Origin of the sequence: Myxacorys almedinensis A (genome assembly GCF_010091945.1) — a bacterium.
Taxonomy (GTDB): Bacteria; Cyanobacteriota; Cyanobacteriia; order Leptolyngbyales; family Leptolyngbyaceae; genus Myxacorys; species Myxacorys almedinensis.
Genome location: NZ_WVIE01000024.1, coordinates 1 through 21,827, shown reverse-complemented (window position 1 = coordinate 21,827; position 21,827 = coordinate 1). Strand labels below are relative to the sequence as shown.

Genomic DNA, 21,827 nt, shown 5'->3' with positions numbered 1-21,827 from the left:
GGTAGAGCGTTACTGGCTTCATGACTCTGGAAGAAAGTCCTCATCCAATGCCTGTGCCAATGAGTAAGGAGATGATTCTGGAAAAGTAGCGATTGGCAAGCCTGTCTCATCTGTCGCCATCTTCCGCCCAGCTAAATATCCATTCTCTAAAACAGTCGGCAGGTAATTCTTTAGGCTTGGGCTATCTTCTAAAATGTCTAAAATTCTCAGTCTGGCGTTACGGATTGAAGCCTTCCAACTATTGGAGCGCTGGTTAGATTGAAACTGCCACTTTAGTAAATGCGTAAATAGAACGTTGAGATGGCTTCGTAAAGCTTGTCGATCGCGCCTTCCCAAGTCCTCAATCTCCTCTAACAGGTTAGGCATGTCTAAATCCTCGTAACGTCCCTCTTGCAACGCTCGAAGTTGAGACTCAACCCATAGATTAAAATCTGTGTCATAGAGAACTTGAATTTTTAGCATACGCTTTTCTCATCTCGATTAGAGCGATGGTCACAGTCTTCGATAGTCACAAGCTTATATTTTTACTTCGGGTTTTGCAGTCCTCATTCTAGCGGTAGAGCGTTACTGGCTTCATGACTCTGGAAGAAAGTCCTCATCCAATGCCTGTGCCAATGAGTAAGGAGATGATTCTGGAAAAGTAGCGATTGGCAAGCCTGTCTCATCTGTCGCCATCTTCCGCCCGTCCAAGTAAGCCTCTTCTAACACAGACGGTAGAAAACCCTTCAAACTAGGGCTATCTCTTAAAGTCCTTGCAATTTTAATTCTAGAATTGCGAATAGAGGATTTCCAGCTATTGCACTGCTGTTGGGGTTGAAATTCCCACTTCAGTAGATGAGTGAAGATCACTACCAAATGGCTTTCCAACGCTTGTCGATCGCGCCTTCCCAAGTCCTCAATCTCCTCTAACAGGTTAGGCATGTCTAAATCCTCGTAACGTCCCTCTTGCAACGCTCGAAGTTGAGACTCAACCCATAGATTAAAATCTGTGTCATAGAGAACTTGAATTTTTAGCATCGGTTCGTCTTGTCCGAGTGACAGCTACATCTATTTTGGCAGAACGGCACGATCGCAAGCTTGTTCCAAAGTGCGGCGAATCCTAAATGATGTCTCGCTTGACACTGCGCCTCATCCCCTCAGGTATGCAAATAGAGCAAACCATTTATTTCTATTGATTCACGGATTCAGGTTATTCAAAATGCTCTACGGGACTGACGGGGCTCGAACCCGCAACTTCCGCCGTGACAGGGCGGTGCTCTAACCAATTGAACTACAGTCCCCTATTCGGGTGAGCGCTGTGTTTCTAGCGCGGTCTCCATTATGTGCGATCGCGCTTTGTTTTGTCAAACGCTTTGGCGATTGGCGGATAAAACGTCGCCCACCCGCTGCCAACTTTCCTTATTTCATACGGTAGTCTGCATCCACCCAACAGCGTGGCAAGTCTTCACCCGACGGGAAAATCAAGATGTCTTTTCCGTAGGATTTAGCATCTTGCTCTTCCTGCCCTGCCTGAATTTGACCCGGAACCTCAGCTTCTGCCGGATTGGTTAACACCTGAACGTCTAGCACTTCAACCAAGGCTCCGGTTTCTTTTTCTTGTAACAGCATATGTGTGATATTTCCTTAGCAATTTCGTTACCTTCTGTAGGATGCGGTGGAAGGCTGGATATTCTCATCTGTCCCAAGGTAAATTAAGCAACTAGGGGAAATAGATTATGCGATCGATTGCTGAAATCAATGACAAAATCGAGCGCCGCCAAGCCGTCGTCCGAACGGTGGAAGAAGTCAAAGCTCAAGTGGCAGAGGTTGGGATTGCCCAAACTGCCAAAGAAGTTGATGTGGTAACAACAGGGACGTTTGAGCCGATGGAGTCGTCTGGGGCGATTCTAAATCTAGGACAAACCGATCCACCGATCAAAATTCGGCAATGCTGGATCGATGGCGTGCCTGCCTATGCGGGGTTTGGAGCCGTCGATTTGTACCTAGGAGCCTCTCAAGCGGTTGAATACTCTGGCACGACAGACCTCAACGACATCGAAGAAGTTCGAGAAGGAGCCGAAGCGCGAGTGCGGCAACGGGGTGGGGGACATGTGATTGAGGAATTGATTGCAGGTCGTTCGGTGCCGCTTAGAGCCGTGGGGCAGGTAACGGATTGCTACCCGCGTGCCTCGTTTGAGACCACGATTTCCCAAAATACAATTAATCAGTTTTATTTATTTAATCCCCGTAATTTATATCAAAATTTTATTGTAGGGGTCAACGGTGGCGATCGCGCGCTTTTTACCTATCTAGGACCGCTTCAACCTCGCTTAGGAAACGCGGTTTACTCCAATCCTGGTGCAATTTCACCGCTATTAAACGATCCGGATTTAGAACTCGTTGGCATTGGCACACGCGTGTTTTTAGGCGGCGCGATCGGGTATGTTGCGTGGGAAGGCACCCAGCATTTCCCTCTACAAAAACGTTTGCCCAATCGAACGCCCATCGGTCCGGCAGCAACCCTAGCACTCGTGGGCAACGCCAAATACATGAACCCGAAATGGGTCAGAGGCTGTTATTTACGGGGATATGGTCCATCGCTGATGCTAGGAGTTGGCATTCCGTTGCCCGTGTTGACCGAAGCCGTGATTGCTCATTGCTCAGTTCAAGATCAAGACTTGGTAGCGCCTGTGGTCGATTTCTCGATTCCAAGGCGGGTGCGTCCAACGTTTGGGCTGGTAAGCTATGCCCAGTTGAAATCAGGAAAACTGATCATTGATGGTAAATCGGTTCGGGTTGCGCCGCTCGCCAGCATCTATTTATCGCGGCAAGTGGCGACTGAATTGAAACACTGGATCGAACAGGGCGCATTTATGTTGACCGAACCTGTCGCGTCAATTCCGAACGATCGCACCTTTATTCCTCAAGATATGCGAGGCTCGTAGTCTATGTTTGCAACGATTCGCGGCACAAAGATCTATTTTGACATCGAAGGATCGGCGCTTGTGCCAAACGGCGATCGCATGGAGGAAAAACCCGTCGCCTTTTTGCTCCATGGAGGTCCTGGAGTCGATCATACGTCTTACAAGCCCACCTTTTCGCGGTTGGGCGATCACATGCAGCTTGTGTACATCGACCATCGTGGGCAGGGGCGCTCAGAGCGGGGCGACCCATCGACCTACACCCTCGATCACAATGTGGAAGATATCGAAGCGCTGCGGCAATATTTAGGCTTGGGCAAAATTATTGTAATCGGTGGTTCCTACGGTGGCATGGTAGCGCTGACTTACGCCAGTCGATATCCGCAGAACCTGTCTCACTTAGTTGCGATCGCCACCGCTCCAGATTTTCGCTTTCTAGAGCGAGCGCAAGAGATCTTAGCCCAGCGAGGCACCGTCGAACAAATCGCGATCGCGCAGCATCTTTGGGATGGCAACTTTGAGTCTGAAGCACAACTGCGCCAATACTTTCAAGTCATGCAGCCGCTCTATTCCATCACCTACACGCCCAACAATAAACCAACAGCGTGGGATCGCGCCATTCTTTCAGTGGAGGCGATCAACGTTGCATTTGGTGGCTTTTTGCGAACCTATGACGTTCTAAAAGATTTGCCTCGCATTACTGCCCCAACGTTGGTAATCGGCGGGCGGCACGATTGGATCTGCCCACCAGAGTGTTCAGAAGCGATCGCGGCGGCGATCCCAAACGCAGAGTTACAAATTTTTGAGGGGAGCGGACACTCGATCCGCACTGATGAACCCGATGCCCTCTTGGATGCGATCGCTCACTTTGTGACAACCTCCACAGACTGAGCAACCTCTCTACTTGCCTAAACCTAAAATTAAAGGGGAGCATGACCTGCTCCCCTTGCGTAGCCTATTTAATTGTCAGACCTTATTCTGCCGTCTCAGCAGACTCAGCCCGTTCGCTCTTCTTCACCGGCTTGGGGAGAGGAGCATCGCGCTTAGGGGCGGGAGGAGGGGTAGCACCCATGGGTCTGCCCGGTGCACTCCCTGTCCGTTGACGGAATGGTGGCTTACTGCCTCCTCGCGCACCGCCTCTAAAATCACTTCGACCCTCAAACTTTGGCTTCTTCCGAGGCGGAATCATGCCGATCGACGTTCCTTGCTGAACGACCAAGTTCCCTGCTTGCCGATGAACTTGCAAATCCCAGAAATAGCCTAATGCTTTTCCTGAAACATTGCCTAGAAGCTTGAGTTTAAAGGCTTTGGCACGATCATCTTTCTTGCGAGGCGCTTGCTGAATTTTAACGATCATCGAACCGTCGTCGGTAGAGTGGTAAACTATCTCCCCGCGAATCGAGAAGTAGTTGTCTTGCACTTCAGAAGACGGCACATAAGACGGCACCTCGTCCTCAACCGGTTCCTCAGCATCGTCAGATTTGATCAGATTCTCCGGTTCCCACACGCCAACGATCTGTACGTGCAAATCTTCCTGGCGATCGCGGGTGCGAGGGTACACAACCCAAACATGCTCTTGGCTGAGGTCTAAATGGTTTTTCACCAAGCTCATGACCCGCCCCAACAGGACTGCCTCAACGAGGGTACCATCGCTGGTAGTCATGCTACCACGGGTAAACTGTTCATCAGACGGCTCATAGCGACCGCGCACAAGACCGATCGCCCGATATTGCATCGGCTCACTGGGCGCAGGAATAGGTTGCTGCCGAGACGCCGCCATCGGATCTTCTTCCACAGGTTCAGGCACTGGCGGCACTGGCTCAGGCGCTGCGATCGATGCAGGCGGTGGCGGTGACGCAGGCGGTGGCGCAGGGCGGACAGGACGGGCTGGAGGCTGCATCAAAGCAGGTTTCTCACTCAATGGTTGGGACATCTCAACGGTATCTCCACGTTCAGCAGAACTGTTTTCAGTAGAACTGTCGTCGGTCGAGAGCGGCGTTGGAGATTGGGGAGAACGGTTGGGCAAGGGACTCATAGGCTATCATCGTCACAGGAAGGCAGAATGCATATCCGTTTATTGTACTGAATGCAGCTAGACTCGGACGAATCCGAATAGTTCTGCTATTTTTACAGAAAAAACATTCAATGATCATCGGTCTGCAACAGGTGCTCTTTGAGCTTAGCAAGGCAGCTACACCGAAAAAGCACGGATCTGTTGAACCTTTCTTAGCATTTACGGCAGGGTGGGAGCAAGAAAGCTATGCCAATAATACTGATTTTTTAGGGTTCTCCAGCCTGTTGTCTGGTTATCTGGCTAATATCCTTCAGGTTTCCCGACTTCTAAACTCAATCAACACGAGATAGCGTTGTTGTTAGGGTTTGCAAAATTTCATCTCAACCTATTTCCGAAACGAAAGCCGTTTTTGATGAAGTCGATTTAAAGTAGCGCCCTGTCCTGCTTGATCAAAGCAACCCTAAAGTCTGATGTCAAATGTTAAGTTTTTATGACAGCTTGAAGATTGTGACAGACAGCTTAAGGATGGGGATGAACTTAACGGCTAGAGGAGCGGTCTAAAGGATCTGAACTGTTTTCCATCGGCTTCTACCCATCTGTCTCACTAATCCCTCTCTCTACACTGGATTTAGACGAATGCATCTCCCTTTTATTGGCAAAACTCAGAAGCCCGCTCCCTGGCTGATCGGAGCTATGGCAGCAGGTACGATCGCAGTTTCTGGAACAGGATTTTTGATTGCTCGTACCCTAGCCCCGCGCCAAGCGATCACAACTGCAACTGCCCCGGTCGAGGCAAAGACCGTAACGGTTCGGATTGCTGCTAGTGGCGAAGTGATTCCATATCAGACGGTGAACTTAAGTCCTAAATCGGCGGGGCAGATTGCTCAGATCCTGGTAGATCAAGGGGATCGGGTTGAGCAGGGTCAGATTGTCGCTCGGATGGACAGTCAAGATGTTGACGCAGAACGCATTCAAGCGCAGGCGCGAGTGGCAGAAGCCCAAGCCAAGCTGAACCAGCTAAAAGCCGGAACACGAATCGAAGAAATTCGCCAAGCAGAAGCAGAGGTGAGTCGGGCACAGAGCGAAATTAACCGCGTCCGCCGGGTAGTTGCCGATGCCAATTCTGCCCTTGAGTTTGCCCGTCGCCAAACTGGGCGGCAGCAAGAACTCGCCGATCAAGGTGCGATCGCGGTTAATGCCTTAGACGAGTTTCAGCGCAAAGAGCAAACCGCTAGAGAAACTGTTGGACAAGCGCAAGCCCAACTCAGCCAAGCCCAAGCCCAGTATGAGCAAGCTGTTCAGCAACTTCGGCAACAGCGAAACGGGGCACGCCCTGAAGAAATTGCTCAGGCGGACGCTCAGTTAACCAGCGCGAAGGGGCAGCTTAGGGGCGTAGAAAATCGAATGGAAGACAGCTTCATTCGTGCCCCCTTTGCCGGAATCATTACGCAGCGCTATGCCACGGTTGGGGCCTTTGTCACGCCAACGACTCAAGCCTCGGCAACCGCAGACGGCGCGACGTCTACCTCCATTTTTGCTTTGGCAAACGGGCTAGAAGTGAGGGCAAGAGTGCCCGAAGTAGACATTGGGCAGATTAGGCAGGGGCAAGAAGTAGATATTCGGGTCGATGCCTATCCAGATCAAGTGTTTAAAGGACGAGTCCGCCGGATTGCGCCTGAAGCGATCGTAGATCGAGACGTGACCTCGTTTGAAGTTCGAGTGGCGCTCCTCACTGGCAAAGACCAACTGCGCTCTAAAATGAACGCCGACGTGAGTTTTCTAGGTGAAAAACTAGACAACACCGTGGTTGTGCCCACGGCAGCCCTTTCAACCAATCGCGGCAAAACTGGAGTTTGGGTTCCGGGCACCGAGAAGCCAACCTTTCAAACGGTAAAAACAGGGTTGACCTTTGACAACGAAACCCAAATCGTGAGCGGTTTGCAATCGGGCGATCTGATTTATGTTCAGCCTCCAGAAGGGCAAAAGTTAGGCACACCCGACAGCTAGAAAGGAAGGAGCGAAATGGATTGGGTAGAAAGTGGAAGAATGGCCGTCAAAACGCTAACCGCCAACAAGATGCGGAGCAGTTTGACGATGCTAGGCATGATTATTGGCAATGCGTCTGTGATTGCGATGGTGGGGATTGGTCAAGGGGCGCAGCGGTTAGCGTCTGAGCAGTTTGAGTCGTTGGGTCCGAATGTGTTGTTTGTCTCGCCGGGTAGCGGTCAGGCGCGCCAGCGCACCACAAACCTGCCGCGAACCCTGGTTTGGGATGATGCCACCGCGATCGCGGCTCAAGTTCCGGCGGCGCAGGAGGTGGCTGCCCAAAAGCAAGGTCAGTACCCGATTGTCTACGGCGGACTCAATTCAAGCTCTACCGTCACCGGAACCACGCCTTCGTTTTTATCAGTTCGCAGTTTTGATGTAGCGAAAGGACGGTTTCTTACCGATCTCGATCTCAAGCGTAATCAACGTGTGGTGATTTTGGGTTCGGATCTTGCCAATCGATTTTTTAGCGATCAAGACCCGATCGGAAAACGCATCCGCATTCGCAATGTGAGTTTTCAAGTGATTGGGGTGATGCAGGCTAAAGGCTCGTTTTTGGGCAGCAACCAGGATGATGTCGCCTACATTCCTCTGACAACGATGGCGAGCACCTTAACCGGGCGAACGTCCCCGTATGGGCTGGATGTGACGATTATTTCAGTATCTGCCAAAGACGAAGCCAGCGTTCCCGCCGCCGAGTTTCAGATCAGTAATTTGCTGAGACGCCGCCATAAAATTGTCGATCAAGATGATTTTACGGTGCAGACTCAGAAGGATATTTTGCAAATTGTTGGCACGATCACGGGGGGGCTAACGGCGATGTTAGCCGCGATCGCGGGTGTCTCGTTGCTCGTTGGTGGCATCGGCATCATGAATATCATGCTAGTGTCTGTTACCGAACGCACTCAAGAAATTGGGCTACGAAAAGCGATCGGCGCATCCGGTCAAGATATTCTCGTGCAGTTTATGATTGAAGCCGTTCTGCTATCGGCGGCGGGTGGCTTGATCGGCACCGGGGTTGGAGTAGGCGGTACCCTTTTGGTTGCCACCTTTAGCCCGTTGAAAGCCGTTGTTTCACCGACCGCGATCGCACTGGCAGTCGGAGTATCCGGCACCATTGGCTTGGTGTTTGGCGTCATTCCTGCCCGACAAGCCGCCAAGCTCGATCCGATCGTTGCCCTCAGAAGTGCCTAAGTTACGCCTACGTTTCCTTTACCTCTTGTCCTATGCCTCTATCTACGATCGTCCGGCTGGAAGGAATCACCAAAATCTACGGGTCGGGGGATACGGAAGTTCGCGCCTTAGCAGGGGTCGATCTGACCATTGAGCAAGGCGAGTATTGTTCGATTATGGGTGCGTCAGGGTCGGGCAAATCCACCATGATGAATGTGATTGGATGTTTGGATCGCCCCACCGACGGGAGCTACTATTTAGACGGGCAAGATGTGGCGCAGATGAGCGATCGCGACTTGGCACACATCCGCAATCAGAAACTTGGCTTTGTATTTCAGCAGTTTCACCTATTGCCTCAACTATCTGCCTTAGAAAACGTCATGTTGCCAATGGTTTATGCCAGCATTTCCCCTGCCGAGCGCAAAGAGCGAGCCACAGAGGCGTTGATGCGGGTGGGATTGGGGCAACGGTTGCAAAATCGACCGAATCAGCTATCGGGAGGGCAGCAACAACGAGTTGCGATCGCGCGAGCTATTGTCAATCGTCCGGTGCTGCTTTTGGCAGACGAACCAACCGGCGCGCTAGACTCAACGACCACTAAAGAAATTCTCACTATTTTTGGCGAACTCAACCAAGGTGGAATGACGGTCGTAATGGTGACCCACGAATCTGAGGTGGCTCGATGCACCGACCGAGTGATTTGGTTTAAAGATGGTCAAGTGATGCAGCCCTACCTTGCCCCAGAAGATTTGGCAACTGTAACGGCGGCTTAGGTGCGGTGAAAGAGTAGAAATGCTTGTTTCGCGCCGCTAACCGCTCTAGTCATCGGCTGCCAGCATCTTAGCACCACCCCAAGCGGCTTCCTTCAGTCCGCTTCACTGTGTGTTAGACCGTGCCTCAACAGAGCGACTAGAAACTACAGTCTTTTCAGCAACTCATCGTACTCGTCATGCGCCCCAATCCAGAACCAATAAATGTGGTCGTCTGATTCCAGCAACCCTAGAACTCGATAGTCAATGCTGACACGCGCAGAATAAATTGGTTGGCGTTGACTTACTCGCTTGAACTGCAAACTAGTATGGTATGGATCTTCACGCCAGAGTTCATATGCCTTGTCAGCCTGCTCTTGCACTGTTGCGGAAAGTCGATCAAGCCGCTTGCGGAATGCTTTTGTGACACTCGATTTCATGGCTTAACCGGAAAAACCTTATCCAATGGAACCGTCTCACCGCTTGCGATTTCTTGCCGAACCATGTTAGCCAATCGCTCCCATTGTTCATCCGTCGTTGATTCAAACTGCTCTGTCCATCTCTGTTCGTCTTTCAGTTCAGCCATGAGACGCGACGCGATCGCATCTTGCTGATCAGCAGGCAGTTTCTGAATTTCTGAAATGACTTGCTGAAGAAGTTCTGTCATGGGTTTGAGGATGAGCTTGTATCTCAATTCTACTCAACGCACTGAACTCTCAGTCTTAGATTCTCAACTGTCATACCCTACGATCTTGCCATAATTGCCTTCCTCGACCTGTTGGCGCACTTGAGATTCATAAATCTCATCGCCACGTCGAGCAACCTCTTCTTTGCTGTAGCGGGGTTGCCTAACTGTCATGGGCTTGACCTCGTTTCAACGTCTCAACAGTTGCCCCTTCATTTTAATCTGGACATTCGTCCCTTAGGATTTATACTGAACTCGCGCTGGATAACTCCCTACCAATGAACTGAAGCCAGACGCTGCGATCGTGCGGCTGCGATCGCTAAACTGATATAAAAATGGGGGCGAAGGGACTTGAACCCTTACGACCTTTCGGTCAACGGATTTTCTTACTACTGTAGCTTTCGCTACCACGCTTCGAGTCGGTTTCACCTTAAGCGTGTTTGTAGTCTGGACTATGCCTTTACCTTTTAGCGCGATGCACCAGTCAGGTAGGAGCCGTCTAGTCTCTACACTTTCTCTAGCAACACGTTGCTTGAAATACAGCATGTTTGTCTAGAGCTTAGCTCGGCGTTGGCAGGTTAAAGCGTTCACCGAATTTGACTCCATTCACACAGAGCATTTCTGCTCAGGTGCTCAATTTATCTAAGTCCGTAGCGTCTACCATTCCGCCACGCCCCCAAGTCTGCTTCAGCTACAGTGCCAGAATCTAACTCAGACCTGCAAAAAATTAGCGCGATGGCTTCTTCTTTGTTAGTTACAAGCCGATTTTGGACAGAAGCTGAGCTTTTACCTTGTTTATTTCACCATTAATTGAGCAACTTATCAACTTTTTTACTCGTATTCGTTACGAGCCATGCAACGCCTCTAGCAATAGCTATCGTTTCTATGCGCCAAATCGAATGGTCGAGGTTTAGTCAGGGCTGACGAAAAACGTTGTAGATGTTGCAGTGCATCCCTAGGTCGTTACGAACAAGGTTCCTGTGGTCACGAATCTTGTTTGTGTCGTGACGAATCTTGTTTATGTCGTGACGAATCTTGTTTGTGTGGTTAAGTCTCGGTTCAGTGTCGCGACAGATTGGGTTCGTGTCATTTATAGGTCAATGTCGTGATGTCACTCAGTGCGTAAGTCCTGTTGGTAAAGCCTGTTTCTGACGATGAAAAACGGTACGATAGAGGAGTTGCTACAGCAGTACAGCTATGCTTGTTGCTCTCTTATACTTGGCGCTTGGTGGAACTTACCTGTTAGTTGTGCCCCTGATCCTATTCTTTTACTTACAGAAGCGTTGGTACGTTGCAAGTTCGTTTGAACGAGCATTTATGTACTTTATGGTATTTTTCTTCTTTCCTGGTTTGTTTGCGCTCTCACCGTTTCTCAATTTCAGACCAAAGCGCCGTCAGATTGAGGCATAAGGAACGTCAATGCGTCGAATTGATGCGATCGCAATTACAATCGGGGTCTTCATTGCGGGTGGAGCGCCCTATTTTCTGCTGAAAGGCGCTGGCATCGATAGTCTGAGTGCTGGGATTTGGAGTCAACTGCTGCTAGTGGGCGGCTTGTTGGGCTGGCTAGCAAGCTATTTGTTCCGCGTGGTCAGCAAAGATATGACCTATAACCAGCAGCTAAAAGATTATGAGGACGCCGTGCTTCAGAAGCGGTTAGAAGAATTGACGCCAGAGGAGCTAGAAAAGCTTCAGGCGGAGATTGAGCAGGAAAAGAAAGGAAAGCCAGGGTCGTGATAAATGGGTAGGTCTAGGAGCAAATTTACAGTACCCTACTGATCTACGCTTTCTAGAGGATAGCCATGACTTCAGTTTCTCAATGCTTCGAGCAGCTTCGAGATCACGCTCGATGTGCCCTGATTCCCTTTATTACGGCTGGCGATCCAGATTTGGGGACGACGGCAGAAGCATTACGAGTGCTCGATCGCAGTGGAGCCGACCTCATCGAGCTAGGTGTGCCCTACTCTGACCCGTTGGCAGATGGTCCAGTGATTCAAGCGGCGGCAACGCGATCGCTCCACCAAGGAACGCGGCTTGACGATGTGCTTCGGTTGCTCAAAGAGGTGACACCAGACTTGCGATCGCCAATTGTTCTTTTCATGTACTACAACCCCATCCTCAATCGCGGCATCGAACGGTTTCTCCAAGAACTTTCAGAAGCAGGCGTAAAAGGATTAGTTGTGCCAGACTTGCCGCTAGAAGAAGCAGACGCGCTCTTGACGCCTGCCCAAAAGCACGGGATCGAACTTATTTTACTCGTTGCGCCTACTAGCCCACCTGAGCGGATCGCCGCGATCGCGCAACGCTCTCAAGGGTTTATCTACCTCGTCAGCACAACGGGTGTCACGGGGATGCGATCGCAGATGCAAACCCGCGTCAAAGATTTGCTTTTAGAACTCCGCCAAGTCACCGACAAACCGATCGGGGTCGGATTTGGGATTTCTCACCCTGATCAGGCGCGGCAAGTCATGGAGTGGGGAGCAGATGGGGTAATTGTGGGCAGTGCGTTTGTAAAGCGCCTCTCGGAAGGAACGCCCAATGAAGGGTTGGCAGCGATCGCCCAATTTTGCCAAAGTTTGCGAAGTGCGATCGCTGTTGAGTAACCTACTCTCCTTCGCCTGCGTGGTAAGAACTTCTGACCAGTGGCCCCGATCGCACATGAGAGAATCCTAGATCCCGTGCGATCGCCCCTAGGTTCTCAAACTCGTCAGGATGCCAGTATTTCTGAACAGGAAGGTGTGCCAAGGAGGGGCGCAGGTATTGACCAAGCGTGACGCGATCGCACTCCACTGCCCGAAGATCGCTCAGCGTTTGGATCACTTCTGCTTCGGTTTCTCCGTGCCCCAGCATTAAGCCTGACTTGGTAGGAATTGTAGGATCTAGTTGTTTAACCAATTGCAGAACTCGGAGTGTGCGATCGTACGTTGCTCCCCGCCGCACCGGAGCCTGTAAGCGCTTCACCGTCTCAATATTATGGTTATAGCAAGCAGGTTTTGCAGCTACGATCGTTGCAATTCGCTGCTGCTGCAAGTCTTCTGGTGCTTCTCCAGCGCCTCGCCCACCCCAAAAATCAGGCGTCAATACCTCAATCTGCGTCTGCCGATTCACCTGGCGAATCCGTGCCATTGTCTCAGCAAACCAACCGGCTCCTTGATCAGGCAAATCATCTCGCGCCACCGATGTGAGGACGACATATCGCAATCCTAGCGATCGCACTGATTCTGCCACTTTCTGAGGTTCATCAAGATCAAGCGGCATCGGGGCATGACCCTTATCCACCTGACAAAACCCGCACGATCGCGTGCACGTCGGTCCCATGAGTAAAAAACTCGCCGTTCCTTGGGCATAACATTCGCCCCGATTGGGACACCGTCCTTCTTCACAGATTGTATGAATGTTGCGCTGCTTGATAATTTTTTGAACCGTAGAAATTTCGCTCGCTTTACCTAGCGGACGCCTCAACCAATCTGGCAGGGAGACCCCTTTGGGCTTGGGCGGCGGAACAGAAGCTAGCGAAGGGATGGAATTGGTTTCTGGTGACGTTTCTAGTGACATGGAGGTGGGAATACTAGGACTCAGTTTGGTTAACGTGCTGGCAACCACGGTCATCAAATACGGGGAGACAAACACATCGCTAAAGTGGGCGAAGTGCCACGCTGTTGAGCACAGAACCTGCCGTTCAATTTTGAAGTTAGGAGCTACACTGGGTCATGTTTGGCACATTTTAGTACTGAATTTGCTGCGATCGCGCACTGCCTTCGCCCATCGGATGACTATATTTGTAAGATTTTTTAGCTCACTGGGTCAGCCCCTCTCTGGCTTGCCAAATGTGGGGGTTACACCCTGACGATATTAAAGTTTTTCTGTTCTCAGTCTCATTAAGAGGAGTTCAATTGTGGCAGGTCACAAGATTTTAGTGATAGATGACAGCACTGTTATTCGCACAATGGTGCGAGACATGCTGCCCAAAGGAAATTTTGAAGTCCTAGAAGCCAAAGATGGCGTTGAGGGCATCAACAAAATTCGGCAAGAACGCCCGACTATTATTATGTTAGATTTTTTGCTGCCTCGCATGAGCGGCTGGGAAGTCTTTCAGCAAATTCAAGGTCAAGCCGATTTGCAGTCAATTCCCCTCGTTTTGATGTCTGGTCGAAAGGAGGAAGTTGCTGAAAAATTTCGAGAGCCGTTTGAGTACTTTGAATTTGTTCAGAAACCCTTTGACCAGAAAGGGCTAATTGACGCCATCAAAGCGGCGATGACGAAAGCCAAACGTCGTCCGGCTGCCGATCCAACCGTTCCACCCACAGAAGGAGCCGGAGCCGCAGAGGTTCAAGCCCTCACCATCAAAATTGCCAAGATGCAGGCAGAGATGGATGCGATGAAGAAGCAGATGGCTCAGATCATGGCGTTCATCAAACAAAAGATGAAATAGCCCAGCGATCGCAACGGGTTGCCCTAGAAAAGGATGCTCTGAGAGCGTCCTTTTTTCATTCGAGGTCGCGCCGACCTTCAAGTGCTCGTGCCAACGTCACTTCGTCTGCATATTCTAGATCGCCGCCCATGGGCAACCCAAACGCGATCCGGGTAACGCGGGTAAAGGGTTTGAGCAAGTGCCCCACGTACAAGGTTGTGGTTTCACCTTCAACACTGGGACTGATAGCCAGAATGGCTTCTTCAACCTTCTGCTGGCTGACTCGCCGGACAAGTTGTTGAATACTGAGTTGTTCTGGACCGATCCCATCAATGGGTGAAATGAGTCCGCCCAAAACGTGATACTTGCCTCGATATTCTCTCGTTTTCTCTAGCGCAATCACGTCTCTCGAATCGGCAACAATGCAGATCGTTTTGCTGTCTCGATTGGGCGCACGACAAATATCACATACTGGCTCTGCCGATAGATGACCACACACCGAACAGTAGCCCACCTGTAGCTTAGCTTCTACCAATGCCATGGCTAGGGCTTTAACTTCTTCTTCGGGGCGCTTTAGAATGTGCAATGCTAGGCGCTGAGCGGATTTTGGACCAATGCCAGGTAGATGTTGAAGGTGCTCAATTAATCGAGCGAGGGGGCGTGTGTAAACCGTTGTCCTTCCTCCGAATTTCTATGTCGATCGTAGCGTAGCGAGTTGCGTGCCGCAGACATTAGCCGACTTTTGCTGCTTAACCTGGAGGCCATGCCATTGATCGCCCTCCCAGGACATGTAAATGAAGGTGATCGACGGTCTGCCCGCCGTCGTCTCCGGTGTTGATGACTAAGCGATATCCGTTCGTCAGTCCAACTTGCTCGGCAACCCGTTTTGCGGTGAGTAACAAATGCCCCATCAACGCATGATCTTGGGATTCTGCATCAGAGAGCTTTGCGATCGTTTGCTTGGGAATCACCAAAATATGCACCGGAGCTTGAGGATTCACATCTCGAAAGGCAAGGGCTAGATTATCTTCATAAACGATGTCGGCATCAATCTCTTTCCGAATAATTTTGCCGAAAATGGTGTCGTTGGGGTCGTTCATAACACGTTGGAGGCAGAAGATTGGGTAATAAGAGATTTAGATGACGCGGTTCATTCGCTAATCGCTGTTCATTATACCAGCCTCACCTTTGCTTAAACTCGCAGTCGATATCTTGCGCTGACAGCCGTACATATCTGAAGAGATGCTGAAAGTCTCTGCCGCTCCACCTATGTCAGCGTACTATACGGAAAGTTTCCGCCGATCCGCCTGATTTAGGGTGATATGCGGAAACTTTCTCTCTAAAAAGAAGTTAGCTGGCTTCGGTTGTCGGTTTGGACATACTTGAAGGGTGTCTGTCAGAGTTCAGAATTTAAAGCAACCAGCACCCCTGGAGAAATATGCAGCAATCAGAATCAAAAATTGCGCTGCTGATTGATGCAGATAACGCCCCTGCATCCAAAATTGAGGCGATCGTGTCTGAAATAGCAAAGTATGGAGTTGCCAATATTCGTAAGGCTTACGGAAACTGGAAAAGTCCTGCTCTGAAAACTTGGGAAGAGTGCTTACACGAATATGCGATTCGTCCCGTCCAGCAGTTTGACTACACAAAGGGCAAAAATGCTACTGATGCTGCAATGATCATTGATGCAATGGATTTGCTATATACACAGCAGTTGGATGCTTTTGCAATCGTATCGAGTGATTGTGACTTTACTCCTTTAGTGATGCGGATTTTGACAAATGGCTTGAAAGTCTATGGATTTGGTGAGAAAAAAACACCTTTGCCCTTTGTTTATGCGTGTTCAACATTTTTATATTTAGAAACTATCGATCAAGCAGTAAATTCTGAGGAGACTTCCAAGGTTTCTGCAAGTGTTAAGAAAACTGGTAAAGAGTTGAAGCAAGACACAAAACTAATCAGTTTATTAAGAGGTGCTGTCTCCAGTACTCTAGATGATGATGGCTGGGCGAATCTAGCAGAGATTGGTGGGCACATAGCAAACCAGGCATCTTTTGACCCACGTAACTACGGATATGCAAAGTTAAGTGGTTTGTTCGAGGCTATTGACCTATTTGAGATTCAGCGAAAAAATAAAGCAGTTTACGTGAGGAGCAAGCAAAAGAATGGTACTGCTCTAAAAGTTTAGCGAGGCTCCTCATCGCTTAAGAATAAAGCCTTAAGCCTAATCAGCTTGCTATCGAGTAAGCTATAGATGTGAATTCTTACAAGGAAGCACAGATATGACATTAGCTGAAGTACTACCAGCAGCACGACAGCTCTCTGCACCGGAAAAACTCAGACTAATCCGGATTCTGGCTGAAGACTTGGATATGGTTGAGGATATTTCACCTTTAGAACCCTTCAAAACCTATGATTTGCCAACTCCATACGATAGTTTTGGGGCTGGGGCAGTTTTGATGGAAGCCCTTGAGCAGTCAAAGCTAAACCAATCTTGATGTATGCGATTCAAGTATTCAACCAGCAGCCCAATTCAGAACGAGTTTGACAGTTTACCGAGGTTGCCAGTGTCCTTGTGCCGAGAAGATCGAAGGGTTGAAGCGACTGGTTTAGTGGATAGTGGAGCTACAGTTAACGTCTTACCTTATGACATCGGCTTACAGTTGGGAGGTGTTTGGGATGATCGTAGAGCCGTTATTCAATTAGCGGGTAACCTCAGCAATCAGCCAGCGATGCCTTTCTCTGCGATCACTCACATTGAAGAGTTCCCACCCACCGAATTAGTATTTGCATGGGTAAGAAGTCCGAACGCGCCACTAATTTTTGGTCAGACGAACTTTTTTCTTGAATTTGATGTTTGTTTTTACCGTTCTAAGTTGGAGTTTGAGATAAGCCTGAAGTCGTAGCCAGCCAGCTAACAATTCAAATGCAGCGGACGGTTGGGAGATCCTGGTGCTGAGTTCGAGGTTGCTTGCCGCCGCTGATTTGAGTCGTTATACGGCTCAAGTTTCTGGTAGAGAAGTGGTTGAGAGGTTATCTGTTAGCATCAGGTGAATTGCAAAAACAGAGAGTCATATGGAAAAACTGACAGAGTTGCCGAAAGATTTACCTGTTCCAGTAGACGATGGCGCTTGCAATCATTTGCTAGAGAGGTCTTTGCCATCGATCACTTTGTTTTCAACTCAAGGTAGATGGGTAAATTTATCAGCGATCGCAGGTTATGTTGTCGTTTATTGCTACCCAATGACAGGTCAGCCTGGTATTCCGCTACCTAATGGTTGGGATGAGATTCCTGGGGTAAGGGGATGTACTCCACAATCCTGTGCCTTTCGGGATCATCACCAAGAGCTAGGCGAGTTAGGAGCGCAAGTGTTTGGACTTAGCACGCAAAGTACCGAACATCAAAAAGAGGCAATAGAGCGGCTTCATTTACCGTTTGAGCTTTTGAGCGATTTTGATTTAAGTTTTGCTGATACATTAAAATTGCCAACTTTTGAGATAGGAGGGCAGCGGCTTATTAAACGAGTGACACTAATTGCAAAGGTAGGGAAAATTGTTAAAGCCTTCTACCCGGTCTTTCCTCCTGATAGCAATGCTAATGAAGTTATTGACTGGTTGCGGAAAAGCGCCATATAACAATTCGCTTGGAGCGGGCTTAGGAGTTGTAAGCCAGAAGATTGCTTAATATCCAAATTCGCAATAGCGGCAAAATTATGTTTGCACAAAGTAGAGTTGTGAGCGGTTAGTTTTGGCTGATGACATTCTACAGCGAGTTCGAGCAGCAGCAGATAAACGATTGCTGTTTCTACCTCATACGATTAGGCAGATGTCGCGCCCAGATCGTATGATCGCAACGACTGAGGTTGAAGTGGTAATCAAAACAGGTGAGGTGATTGAAGATTACCCGGAAGACGCAAGAGGGCACAGTTGCCTCATGTTGGGATTTGGGCAAGACGACCGAGCGATCCATGTGGTCTGTGCGCCGAAAGACGAATATTTAGCTATCATCACAGCATATTTACCTAAGCCTGACCAGTGGACATCAGATTTTAGAAGGAGACTTTAAGAATGGAATGCTTGTGCTGTAAAGCCCAAATGCGACGCGGAACCGCCCCATTTTCCATTGACCGAAATGGCTATCGTGTGTCGTGGGATAACATTCCAGCGTGGGTTTGTGCTCAATGCGGCGAGGTTTTGTTTGAAGCACGCGAGGTTGATTTGATCCAGGAAGCATTGGTCAGTTTAGATCGAGAGACAGCTACGTTAGTTAGCCAGTCGTCGCGATAGCCGTATAACAACCCGGCTGGAGCGGACTGTTGAGAGATCTGGGTGATGATACAAAAGTTCTTTGCAGCCGCTCAACCGGAACGTTATGCCGCTAAATCTTGAGCCGCTAAATCTTGAGTGGGACAGTAGCATAAAAGTTATTTGTGAGTGTTCATAGTTCAAGCAATTGCAGCTTTGTAGTATTATGTAGTATGATCGGCAACATTTACAGGTTCTTGCGCGATCGTCGGTGGAGTCATCAGCCCAAATGTTGACAAACGAACAAATTGAACAGTTCATTACCAACGGATATGTCCGAGTTGAGCAGGCATTTTCTCGCGAGCTTGCAGATCGATGCCGCAAGATTTTTTGGGCTGACACTGGATGCGACCCCGACGATTGCTTAACCTGGAAGAAGCCTGTAATTCGGACTCCGGATCACAGTGAACCACCGTTTGTACAAGCAGCGAACACGCGGAAATTGCGTACCGCCTTCGATCAGCTTGTGGGTCAGGGGCGATGGCAACCAAGGTTTAGTTCAGGATATTGCATTGTGCGCTTTCCAATTAATGAAGACCCCGGCGACACAGGTTGGCACATTGACTCAAGCTTCCCAGGCGAAGACTCAGACCCGAATGATTATTCAACATGGCGCATCAATATCCATTCCCGCGATCGCGCATTATTGATGTTGTTCTTGTTTTCGGATGTGGGTGAGCAGGACGCACCGACCCGGATTCGAGTGGGTTCGCATCTAGTGGTAGCACAAATCCTCGAACCTGCTGGAGAAGAAGGGTTAACGGATTTTGATGTAAGTGCTACGGCAAACTGCCCCGAAGTGATTGCGACAGGGGCAGCGGGGACAGTTTACCTCTGCCATCCATTTTTGGTTCATGCTGCCCAGATCAATCGTGGCTCTCAACCTCGATTCATGACTCAACCACCGCTTTACCCGGTTGGAGCCTTTGAGGTTGCAGACAAGGAAACGTCTCCGATTAAGTATATAGACAAGGAAACGTCTTCTATCCCTATTGAAGAGGCTGTTTGCAGAGCTTTGAGAAAGTCAGACGTAGGCGCGGCATAACAACCCGACTAGAGCGGACTGTTGGAAGATCTTGGTGGTGTTACAAAGGTTACTTGCACCCGCTCAGTCGGAACGTTAGGCATCTTGCAGAAATGGTAACTCTGTTAAGTAGCTGTACAGAGATAAGTGAACTACTATGTCCAACCTATGTCCCAAGTGTAAAACCACGCAGACAATTGAACACAACGGCGGTCAGTGGTGTCCAAATTGTGGCAAGTTTGCAGTTTCTCCTACACTACGTCATCCTCCCACTTCTTACCTTGAGCAAAAGAAAGAAGCCTCGCGACCGATTTTACTGACTTGTTCTAGTTGTGGGTGCAAAGACAGTATGGGGGACGGGTTATATGATGATGGAGAATGGATATGTGGAGCCTGTATTGCAGGTATGGCTTATCCTTATGAAGGTTAAGATAATAATGAAGCGTTGGAAGCACTCTAATGAAACTCGATCGTATTACGAGCAATCCAAACCGGATGAATGGGCAACCTTGCATCCGTAACCTTCGCCTTACGGTTCGTCGGGTGATTGAGCTACTCGCAACTTATCCTGATCGAGAAGAGTTACATCAAGAGTTTCCAGAACTGGAGGATGAAGATATCCGGCAAGCTCTAATTTTCGCCTCTTCTTACTTGGACGATCGCATCATTGAGTTACCTAATCGCTATGAAACTGTTGCTTGATCAGGGATTGCCACTCTCTGCGGCAGCGTTGTTACGAGATGCAGACATCGACACAATTCATGTGGGTGAAATCGGGATGTCTGAGGCTGAAGATGCAGACATTATCCAGCGAGCTAAAGACGAGGAGCGTATCGTTGTAACTCTTGATGCAGATTTTCATGCACTGCTAGCGCTTGATGTAGCAACTACCCCTTCAGTCATTCGGATTCGGATTGAAAGGTTACGCGCCCAAGCACTCACAGACCTTTTATTGACAGTCATTGCTGAGTGCAGGGAGGATTTAGAGCAAGGATCAGCCATTACGGTTGAGCCGAGCCGTATCCGTATTCGCCGTTTGCCGTTGGTGTCAGATGTCTAACAATCCGGTTGGAGCGGACAGTTGAAAGTCTTTTCGTCTAACGTTCTGGTCGATCTGCTGCCGCTCAACCGCGCCGTTGTACTGCTTGAGAAATCGGTTGAGGCAGTATTTCAAGCCTATTGGCAAGGTAGTTGAATGTTAAGTTGCTACTCATTGTTCACTCTGTTACCGAACTTCATTTTGAATACACCATTTGCGATCGCCGTTCCTAACAAAATCAAACTACATCCCAAAATCATTGATGTCGTTACGGCTTCCTTGAGCAGCACCGCGCCCCAGAGCATTGCAAATAGGGGAATTAGATAAGTAACGGTCAATGCTTTTGTAGAACCAATATTTTGAATGAGGCGGAAATACAAAATATAGGCAAATGCGGTTGATAGTAAAGCGAGACCAAGTACTGAAACGATGATGATTGTCGTAGGTGCTTGTTGTGGGATTGTAAAAGGCAATGCAGGTAGAAGTAAGAATGCTGCACCTAGCTGGCTTCCAGTTGCAACAACCAATGAGGGAACGCCCGCCAATTTTTGTCTGATGTAAGGAGCCGCGATCGCATACATGAATGCTGCTAGTAATCCAGCCGATACCGCCATGACAAAAGCAGACGTTGCAGTGATCGTTTTCCAACCCATCAAAATAATCACACCAACGAATCCCAGAATGAACCCAATCATCCGAGTGATAGTTAATCTCTCCTTAAGCCAGACAGAAGCAACGATCGTGCCAAACAATGGCGCTGTCGCATTCAAGATAGACGTGAATCCAGCAGGTAGCGATATAGATGAGAAGGCAAGCAATGCAAACGGAATCGCAGAATTGATACAGCCCACAATAAAAAGCGAAATCCAATTCCGTCGAACCTCATGCCAAAGATTTAAGCGGACTAAAATCGGTAACAGTATTAACCCTGCTAGTAGGACGCGCAACTCAATCAGCCAAATTGGACCGAGAACGGGTGCTGCAATCCGCATAAATAGAAATGAACCACCCCACAGTGCAGCAAGAAGCAAAAGTTCTGCAATATCTAAACCTTTCATGTCAACTCCTGCCCAATTGCTTGATTTTGACTCGCTTCCCAACCCAGCAGAACCGTTTTGCGATCCAAGCCCCACCGGAAACCGCCCAAATCACCAGATTCCTGAATCACTCGATGACAGGGAATTAAGTACCCAACCGGATTACGACCTAATGCGTTGCCGACGGCTCTCGCAGCAGTTGGACGACCCATCGCTTCCGCTAGACCCTGATAGGTTGTGATCCCTCCAAACGGAACTTTCAACAGCGCCCGCCAAACTTGAATTTGGAAATTGGTTCCTTTGACAAAAAGAACCAAAGGTTTGCTCTTAGCGGTAACGGGTGTGAAGATGCGTTCGCAGATCTCTTTAACGTGAGTTCGACGGATTAAAAGATGGCAGGAGGGAGAGCAGGCAAGCCTTTTGGCTGCAAGTCGAGCGAGGGTA

At 49.2% G+C, this 21,827-nt stretch carries 29 protein-coding genes, 1 tRNA gene and 1 pseudogene; 18 read left to right on the top strand and 13 right to left on the bottom strand.

The window, feature by feature from the left end; genetic code table 11:
- Nucleotides 1-18 precede the first annotated feature (18 nt).
- From GS601_RS17630 to GS601_RS17615, 4 genes are all read right to left on the bottom strand, one after another.
- On the bottom strand, nt 19-462 hold the full coding sequence (locus tag GS601_RS17630; protein ID WP_162424605.1) for a DUF29 domain-containing protein: 444 nt from the start codon (nt 460-462) through the stop codon (nt 19-21).
- A 111-nt stretch (nt 463-573) separates the two neighbouring features.
- Nucleotides 574-1,017 carry a DUF29 domain-containing protein gene (locus GS601_RS17625; RefSeq protein ID WP_162424604.1) on the bottom strand — a complete coding sequence of 148 codons (444 nt, stop codon included), beginning with the start codon at nt 1,015-1,017 and terminating at the stop codon, nt 574-576.
- A gap of 189 nt (nt 1,018-1,206) precedes the next feature.
- Nucleotides 1,207-1,280, bottom strand: a tRNA-Asp gene (locus GS601_RS17620).
- A 118-nt stretch (nt 1,281-1,398) separates the two neighbouring features.
- The gene (locus GS601_RS17615; RefSeq protein ID WP_162424603.1) at nt 1,399-1,608 is read right to left on the bottom strand and encodes an acetyltransferase; all 210 of its coding nucleotides are present in this window, start codon (nt 1,606-1,608) and stop codon (nt 1,399-1,401) included.
- A gap of 107 nt (nt 1,609-1,715) precedes the next feature.
- On the opposite strand from GS601_RS17615, the gene GS601_RS17610 reads away from it, so the two are divergent.
- Both GS601_RS17610 and GS601_RS17605 read left to right on the top strand, forming a co-directional pair.
- Nucleotides 1,716-2,924, top strand: a complete 1,209-nt coding sequence (locus tag GS601_RS17610) for a homocysteine biosynthesis protein (RefSeq protein WP_162424602.1) — start codon at nt 1,716-1,718, stop codon at nt 2,922-2,924.
- A 3-nt stretch (nt 2,925-2,927) separates the two neighbouring features.
- Nucleotides 2,928-3,791 carry an alpha/beta fold hydrolase gene (locus GS601_RS17605; RefSeq protein WP_162424601.1) on the top strand — a complete coding sequence of 288 codons (864 nt, stop codon included), beginning with the start codon at nt 2,928-2,930 and terminating at the stop codon, nt 3,789-3,791.
- An 82-nt stretch (nt 3,792-3,873) separates the two neighbouring features.
- Here GS601_RS17605 and GS601_RS17600 read toward each other — a convergent pair whose 3' ends face one another.
- A complete protein-coding gene (locus tag GS601_RS17600) occupies nt 3,874-4,935 on the bottom strand; it encodes a hypothetical protein (RefSeq protein ID WP_162424600.1) in 1,062 nt (353 codons plus the stop codon).
- A gap of 110 nt (nt 4,936-5,045) precedes the next feature.
- On the opposite strand from GS601_RS17600, the gene GS601_RS17595 reads away from it, so the two are divergent.
- The 4 genes from GS601_RS17595 to GS601_RS17580 all read left to right on the top strand — a co-directional run bounded on the left by GS601_RS17595 (nt 5,046) and on the right by GS601_RS17580 (nt 8,906).
- Entirely contained in the window at nt 5,046-5,264 is a 219-nt protein-coding gene (locus GS601_RS17595) for a hypothetical protein (protein ID WP_162424599.1), read from the top strand.
- 286 nt (nt 5,265-5,550) lie between these two features.
- On the top strand, nt 5,551-6,921 hold the full coding sequence (locus tag GS601_RS17590) for an efflux RND transporter periplasmic adaptor subunit (protein ID WP_162424598.1): 1,371 nt from the start codon (nt 5,551-5,553) through the stop codon (nt 6,919-6,921).
- Nucleotides 6,922-6,936: 15 nt separating this feature from the next.
- Nucleotides 6,937-8,154: an ABC transporter permease gene (locus GS601_RS17585; RefSeq protein ID WP_162424597.1), complete on the top strand. Its 1,218-nt coding sequence runs from the start codon at nt 6,937-6,939 to the stop codon at nt 8,152-8,154.
- Between the two features lie 32 nt (nt 8,155-8,186).
- Complete coding sequence (locus tag GS601_RS17580) at nt 8,187-8,906, top strand: ABC transporter ATP-binding protein (RefSeq protein ID WP_162424596.1); 720 nt, start codon at nt 8,187-8,189, stop codon at nt 8,904-8,906.
- Nucleotides 8,907-9,049: 143 nt separating this feature from the next.
- On the opposite strand, the gene GS601_RS17575 is transcribed toward GS601_RS17580, so the two are convergent.
- The 3 genes from GS601_RS17575 to GS601_RS23665 form a co-directional block, all read right to left on the bottom strand.
- Nucleotides 9,050-9,322: a type II toxin-antitoxin system RelE family toxin gene (locus GS601_RS17575; RefSeq protein WP_162424595.1), complete on the bottom strand. Its 273-nt coding sequence runs from the start codon at nt 9,320-9,322 to the stop codon at nt 9,050-9,052.
- On the bottom strand, nt 9,319-9,549 hold the full coding sequence (locus tag GS601_RS17570; RefSeq protein WP_162424594.1) for a hypothetical protein: 231 nt from the start codon (nt 9,547-9,549) through the stop codon (nt 9,319-9,321). Before GS601_RS17570 ends, GS601_RS17575 begins: the two co-directional genes overlap by 4 nt.
- Nucleotides 9,550-9,612: 63 nt before the next feature.
- Nucleotides 9,613-9,741: a hypothetical protein gene (locus GS601_RS23665; RefSeq protein ID WP_274382000.1), complete on the bottom strand. Its 129-nt coding sequence runs from the start codon at nt 9,739-9,741 to the stop codon at nt 9,613-9,615.
- A gap of 1,023 nt (nt 9,742-10,764) precedes the next feature.
- Here GS601_RS23665 and ndhL point away from each other — a divergent pair.
- The 3 genes from ndhL (at nt 10,765) to trpA (ending at nt 12,170) form a co-directional block, all read left to right on the top strand.
- Nucleotides 10,765-10,977, top strand: coding sequence for an NAD(P)H-quinone oxidoreductase subunit L (ndhL, locus tag GS601_RS17565; RefSeq protein WP_162424593.1), 213 nt, complete (start codon nt 10,765-10,767; stop codon nt 10,975-10,977).
- Between the two features lie 9 nt (nt 10,978-10,986).
- A complete protein-coding gene (locus GS601_RS17560) occupies nt 10,987-11,304 on the top strand; it encodes a DUF3007 family protein (protein WP_162424592.1) in 318 nt (105 codons plus the stop codon).
- Between the two features lie 65 nt (nt 11,305-11,369).
- Nucleotides 11,370-12,170, top strand: coding sequence for a tryptophan synthase subunit alpha (gene trpA, locus GS601_RS17555; RefSeq protein ID WP_162424591.1), 801 nt, complete (start codon nt 11,370-11,372; stop codon nt 12,168-12,170).
- Between the two features lies 1 nt (nt 12,171).
- Here the strand turns inward: trpA and lipA are convergent, their stop codons facing one another.
- Nucleotides 12,172-13,197: a lipoyl synthase gene (lipA, locus tag GS601_RS17550; RefSeq protein WP_338017065.1), complete on the bottom strand. Its 1,026-nt coding sequence runs from the start codon at nt 13,195-13,197 to the stop codon at nt 12,172-12,174.
- A 265-nt stretch (nt 13,198-13,462) separates the two neighbouring features.
- Here lipA and GS601_RS17545 point away from each other — a divergent pair, with 265 nt between their 5' ends.
- Entirely contained in the window at nt 13,463-13,999 is a 537-nt protein-coding gene (locus GS601_RS17545) for a response regulator (protein WP_162424590.1), read from the top strand.
- A 55-nt stretch (nt 14,000-14,054) separates the two neighbouring features.
- Here the strand turns inward: GS601_RS17545 and recR are convergent.
- Together recR and GS601_RS17535 are read right to left on the bottom strand one after the other, a co-directional pair.
- Nucleotides 14,055-14,636: pseudogene (gene recR / locus GS601_RS17540) on the bottom strand (recombination mediator RecR); the annotation flags it as partial.
- Nucleotides 14,637-14,727: 91 nt separating this feature from the next.
- On the bottom strand, nt 14,728-15,078 hold the full coding sequence (locus tag GS601_RS17535; protein ID WP_162424589.1) for a histidine triad nucleotide-binding protein: 351 nt from the start codon (nt 15,076-15,078) through the stop codon (nt 14,728-14,730).
- 338 nt (nt 15,079-15,416) lie between these two features.
- Between GS601_RS17535 and GS601_RS17530 the strand changes: the two genes are divergently transcribed.
- The 8 genes from GS601_RS17530 (at nt 15,417) to GS601_RS17495 (ending at nt 20,367) form a co-directional block, all read left to right on the top strand.
- The gene (locus GS601_RS17530) at nt 15,417-16,166 is read left to right on the top strand and encodes an NYN domain-containing protein (protein ID WP_162424588.1); all 750 of its coding nucleotides are present in this window, start codon (nt 15,417-15,419) and stop codon (nt 16,164-16,166) included.
- A gap of 94 nt (nt 16,167-16,260) precedes the next feature.
- Entirely contained in the window at nt 16,261-16,476 is a 216-nt protein-coding gene (locus tag GS601_RS17525; protein WP_162424587.1) for a hypothetical protein, read from the top strand.
- Between the two features lie 577 nt (nt 16,477-17,053).
- Nucleotides 17,054-17,614 (top strand): peroxiredoxin, encoded by a 561-nt coding sequence (locus tag GS601_RS17520; RefSeq protein ID WP_162424586.1) that lies wholly within the window; start codon nt 17,054-17,056, stop codon nt 17,612-17,614.
- Nucleotides 17,615-17,726: 112 nt separating this feature from the next.
- Nucleotides 17,727-18,044, top strand: a complete 318-nt coding sequence (locus tag GS601_RS17515) for a DUF4258 domain-containing protein (RefSeq protein WP_162424585.1) — start codon at nt 17,727-17,729, stop codon at nt 18,042-18,044.
- A gap of 2 nt (nt 18,045-18,046) precedes the next feature.
- Complete coding sequence (locus GS601_RS17510; protein WP_162424584.1) at nt 18,047-18,265, top strand: YgiT-type zinc finger protein; 219 nt, start codon at nt 18,047-18,049, stop codon at nt 18,263-18,265.
- 247 nt (nt 18,266-18,512) lie between these two features.
- Nucleotides 18,513-19,328 (top strand): phytanoyl-CoA dioxygenase family protein, encoded by an 816-nt coding sequence (locus GS601_RS17505; RefSeq protein ID WP_162424583.1) that lies wholly within the window; start codon nt 18,513-18,515, stop codon nt 19,326-19,328.
- Nucleotides 19,329-19,766: 438 nt separating this feature from the next.
- Nucleotides 19,767-20,009, top strand: coding sequence for a DUF433 domain-containing protein (locus GS601_RS17500; protein WP_162424582.1), 243 nt, complete (start codon nt 19,767-19,769; stop codon nt 20,007-20,009).
- Nucleotides 19,993-20,367 (top strand): DUF5615 family PIN-like protein, encoded by a 375-nt coding sequence (locus GS601_RS17495; protein WP_162424581.1) that lies wholly within the window; start codon nt 19,993-19,995, stop codon nt 20,365-20,367. Before GS601_RS17500 ends, GS601_RS17495 begins: the two co-directional genes overlap by 17 nt.
- A gap of 146 nt (nt 20,368-20,513) precedes the next feature.
- Here the strand turns inward: GS601_RS17495 and GS601_RS17490 are convergent, their stop codons facing one another.
- Together GS601_RS17490 and GS601_RS17485 are read right to left on the bottom strand one after the other, a co-directional pair.
- Nucleotides 20,514-21,404: a DMT family transporter gene (locus tag GS601_RS17490; protein ID WP_162424580.1), complete on the bottom strand. Its 891-nt coding sequence runs from the start codon at nt 21,402-21,404 to the stop codon at nt 20,514-20,516.
- Nucleotides 21,401-21,827: methylated-DNA--[protein]-cysteine S-methyltransferase (locus GS601_RS17485; RefSeq protein WP_162424579.1), on the bottom strand; the 427-nt coding region annotated here is incomplete at its 5' end. The genes GS601_RS17490 and GS601_RS17485, both read right to left, overlap by 4 nt.

What these genes read in the sequence shown, in the direction of transcription:
- GS601_RS17630 (WP_162424605.1), bottom strand. Translation starts at nt 462, where the DNA reads ATGCTAAAAATTCAAGTTCTCTATGACACAGATTTTAATCTATGGGTT.
- GS601_RS17625 (WP_162424604.1), bottom strand. Translation starts at nt 1,017, where the DNA reads ATGCTAAAAATTCAAGTTCTCTATGACACAGATTTTAATCTATGGGTT.
- GS601_RS17615 (WP_162424603.1), bottom strand. Translation starts at nt 1,608, where the DNA reads ATGCTGTTACAAGAAAAAGAAACCGGAGCCTTGGTTGAAGTGCTAGAC.
- GS601_RS17610 (WP_162424602.1), top strand. Translation starts at nt 1,716, where the DNA reads ATGCGATCGATTGCTGAAATCAATGACAAAATCGAGCGCCGCCAAGCC.
- GS601_RS17605 (WP_162424601.1), top strand. Translation starts at nt 2,928, where the DNA reads ATGTTTGCAACGATTCGCGGCACAAAGATCTATTTTGACATCGAAGGA.
- GS601_RS17600 (WP_162424600.1), bottom strand. Translation starts at nt 4,935, where the DNA reads ATGAGTCCCTTGCCCAACCGTTCTCCCCAATCTCCAACGCCGCTCTCG.
- GS601_RS17595 (WP_162424599.1), top strand. Translation starts at nt 5,046, where the DNA reads ATGATCATCGGTCTGCAACAGGTGCTCTTTGAGCTTAGCAAGGCAGCT.
- GS601_RS17590 (WP_162424598.1), top strand. Translation starts at nt 5,551, where the DNA reads ATGCATCTCCCTTTTATTGGCAAAACTCAGAAGCCCGCTCCCTGGCTG.
- GS601_RS17585 (WP_162424597.1), top strand. Translation starts at nt 6,937, where the DNA reads ATGGATTGGGTAGAAAGTGGAAGAATGGCCGTCAAAACGCTAACCGCC.
- GS601_RS17580 (WP_162424596.1), top strand. Translation starts at nt 8,187, where the DNA reads ATGCCTCTATCTACGATCGTCCGGCTGGAAGGAATCACCAAAATCTAC.
- GS601_RS17575 (WP_162424595.1), bottom strand. Translation starts at nt 9,322, where the DNA reads ATGAAATCGAGTGTCACAAAAGCATTCCGCAAGCGGCTTGATCGACTT.
- GS601_RS17570 (WP_162424594.1), bottom strand. Translation starts at nt 9,549, where the DNA reads ATGACAGAACTTCTTCAGCAAGTCATTTCAGAAATTCAGAAACTGCCT.
- GS601_RS23665 (WP_274382000.1), bottom strand. Translation starts at nt 9,741, where the DNA reads ATGACAGTTAGGCAACCCCGCTACAGCAAAGAAGAGGTTGCTCGACGT.
- ndhL (WP_162424593.1), top strand. Translation starts at nt 10,765, where the DNA reads ATGCTTGTTGCTCTCTTATACTTGGCGCTTGGTGGAACTTACCTGTTA.
- GS601_RS17560 (WP_162424592.1), top strand. Translation starts at nt 10,987, where the DNA reads ATGCGTCGAATTGATGCGATCGCAATTACAATCGGGGTCTTCATTGCG.
- trpA (WP_162424591.1), top strand. Translation starts at nt 11,370, where the DNA reads ATGACTTCAGTTTCTCAATGCTTCGAGCAGCTTCGAGATCACGCTCGA.
- GS601_RS17535 (WP_162424589.1), bottom strand. Translation starts at nt 15,078, where the DNA reads ATGAACGACCCCAACGACACCATTTTCGGCAAAATTATTCGGAAAGAG.
- GS601_RS17530 (WP_162424588.1), top strand. Translation starts at nt 15,417, where the DNA reads ATGCAGCAATCAGAATCAAAAATTGCGCTGCTGATTGATGCAGATAAC.
- GS601_RS17525 (WP_162424587.1), top strand. Translation starts at nt 16,261, where the DNA reads ATGACATTAGCTGAAGTACTACCAGCAGCACGACAGCTCTCTGCACCG.
- GS601_RS17520 (WP_162424586.1), top strand. Translation starts at nt 17,054, where the DNA reads ATGGAAAAACTGACAGAGTTGCCGAAAGATTTACCTGTTCCAGTAGAC.
- GS601_RS17510 (WP_162424584.1), top strand. Translation starts at nt 18,047, where the DNA reads ATGGAATGCTTGTGCTGTAAAGCCCAAATGCGACGCGGAACCGCCCCA.
- GS601_RS17505 (WP_162424583.1), top strand. Translation starts at nt 18,513, where the DNA reads ATGTTGACAAACGAACAAATTGAACAGTTCATTACCAACGGATATGTC.
- GS601_RS17500 (WP_162424582.1), top strand. Translation starts at nt 19,767, where the DNA reads ATGAAACTCGATCGTATTACGAGCAATCCAAACCGGATGAATGGGCAA.
- GS601_RS17495 (WP_162424581.1), top strand. Translation starts at nt 19,993, where the DNA reads ATGAAACTGTTGCTTGATCAGGGATTGCCACTCTCTGCGGCAGCGTTG.
- GS601_RS17490 (WP_162424580.1), bottom strand. Translation starts at nt 21,404, where the DNA reads ATGAAAGGTTTAGATATTGCAGAACTTTTGCTTCTTGCTGCACTGTGG.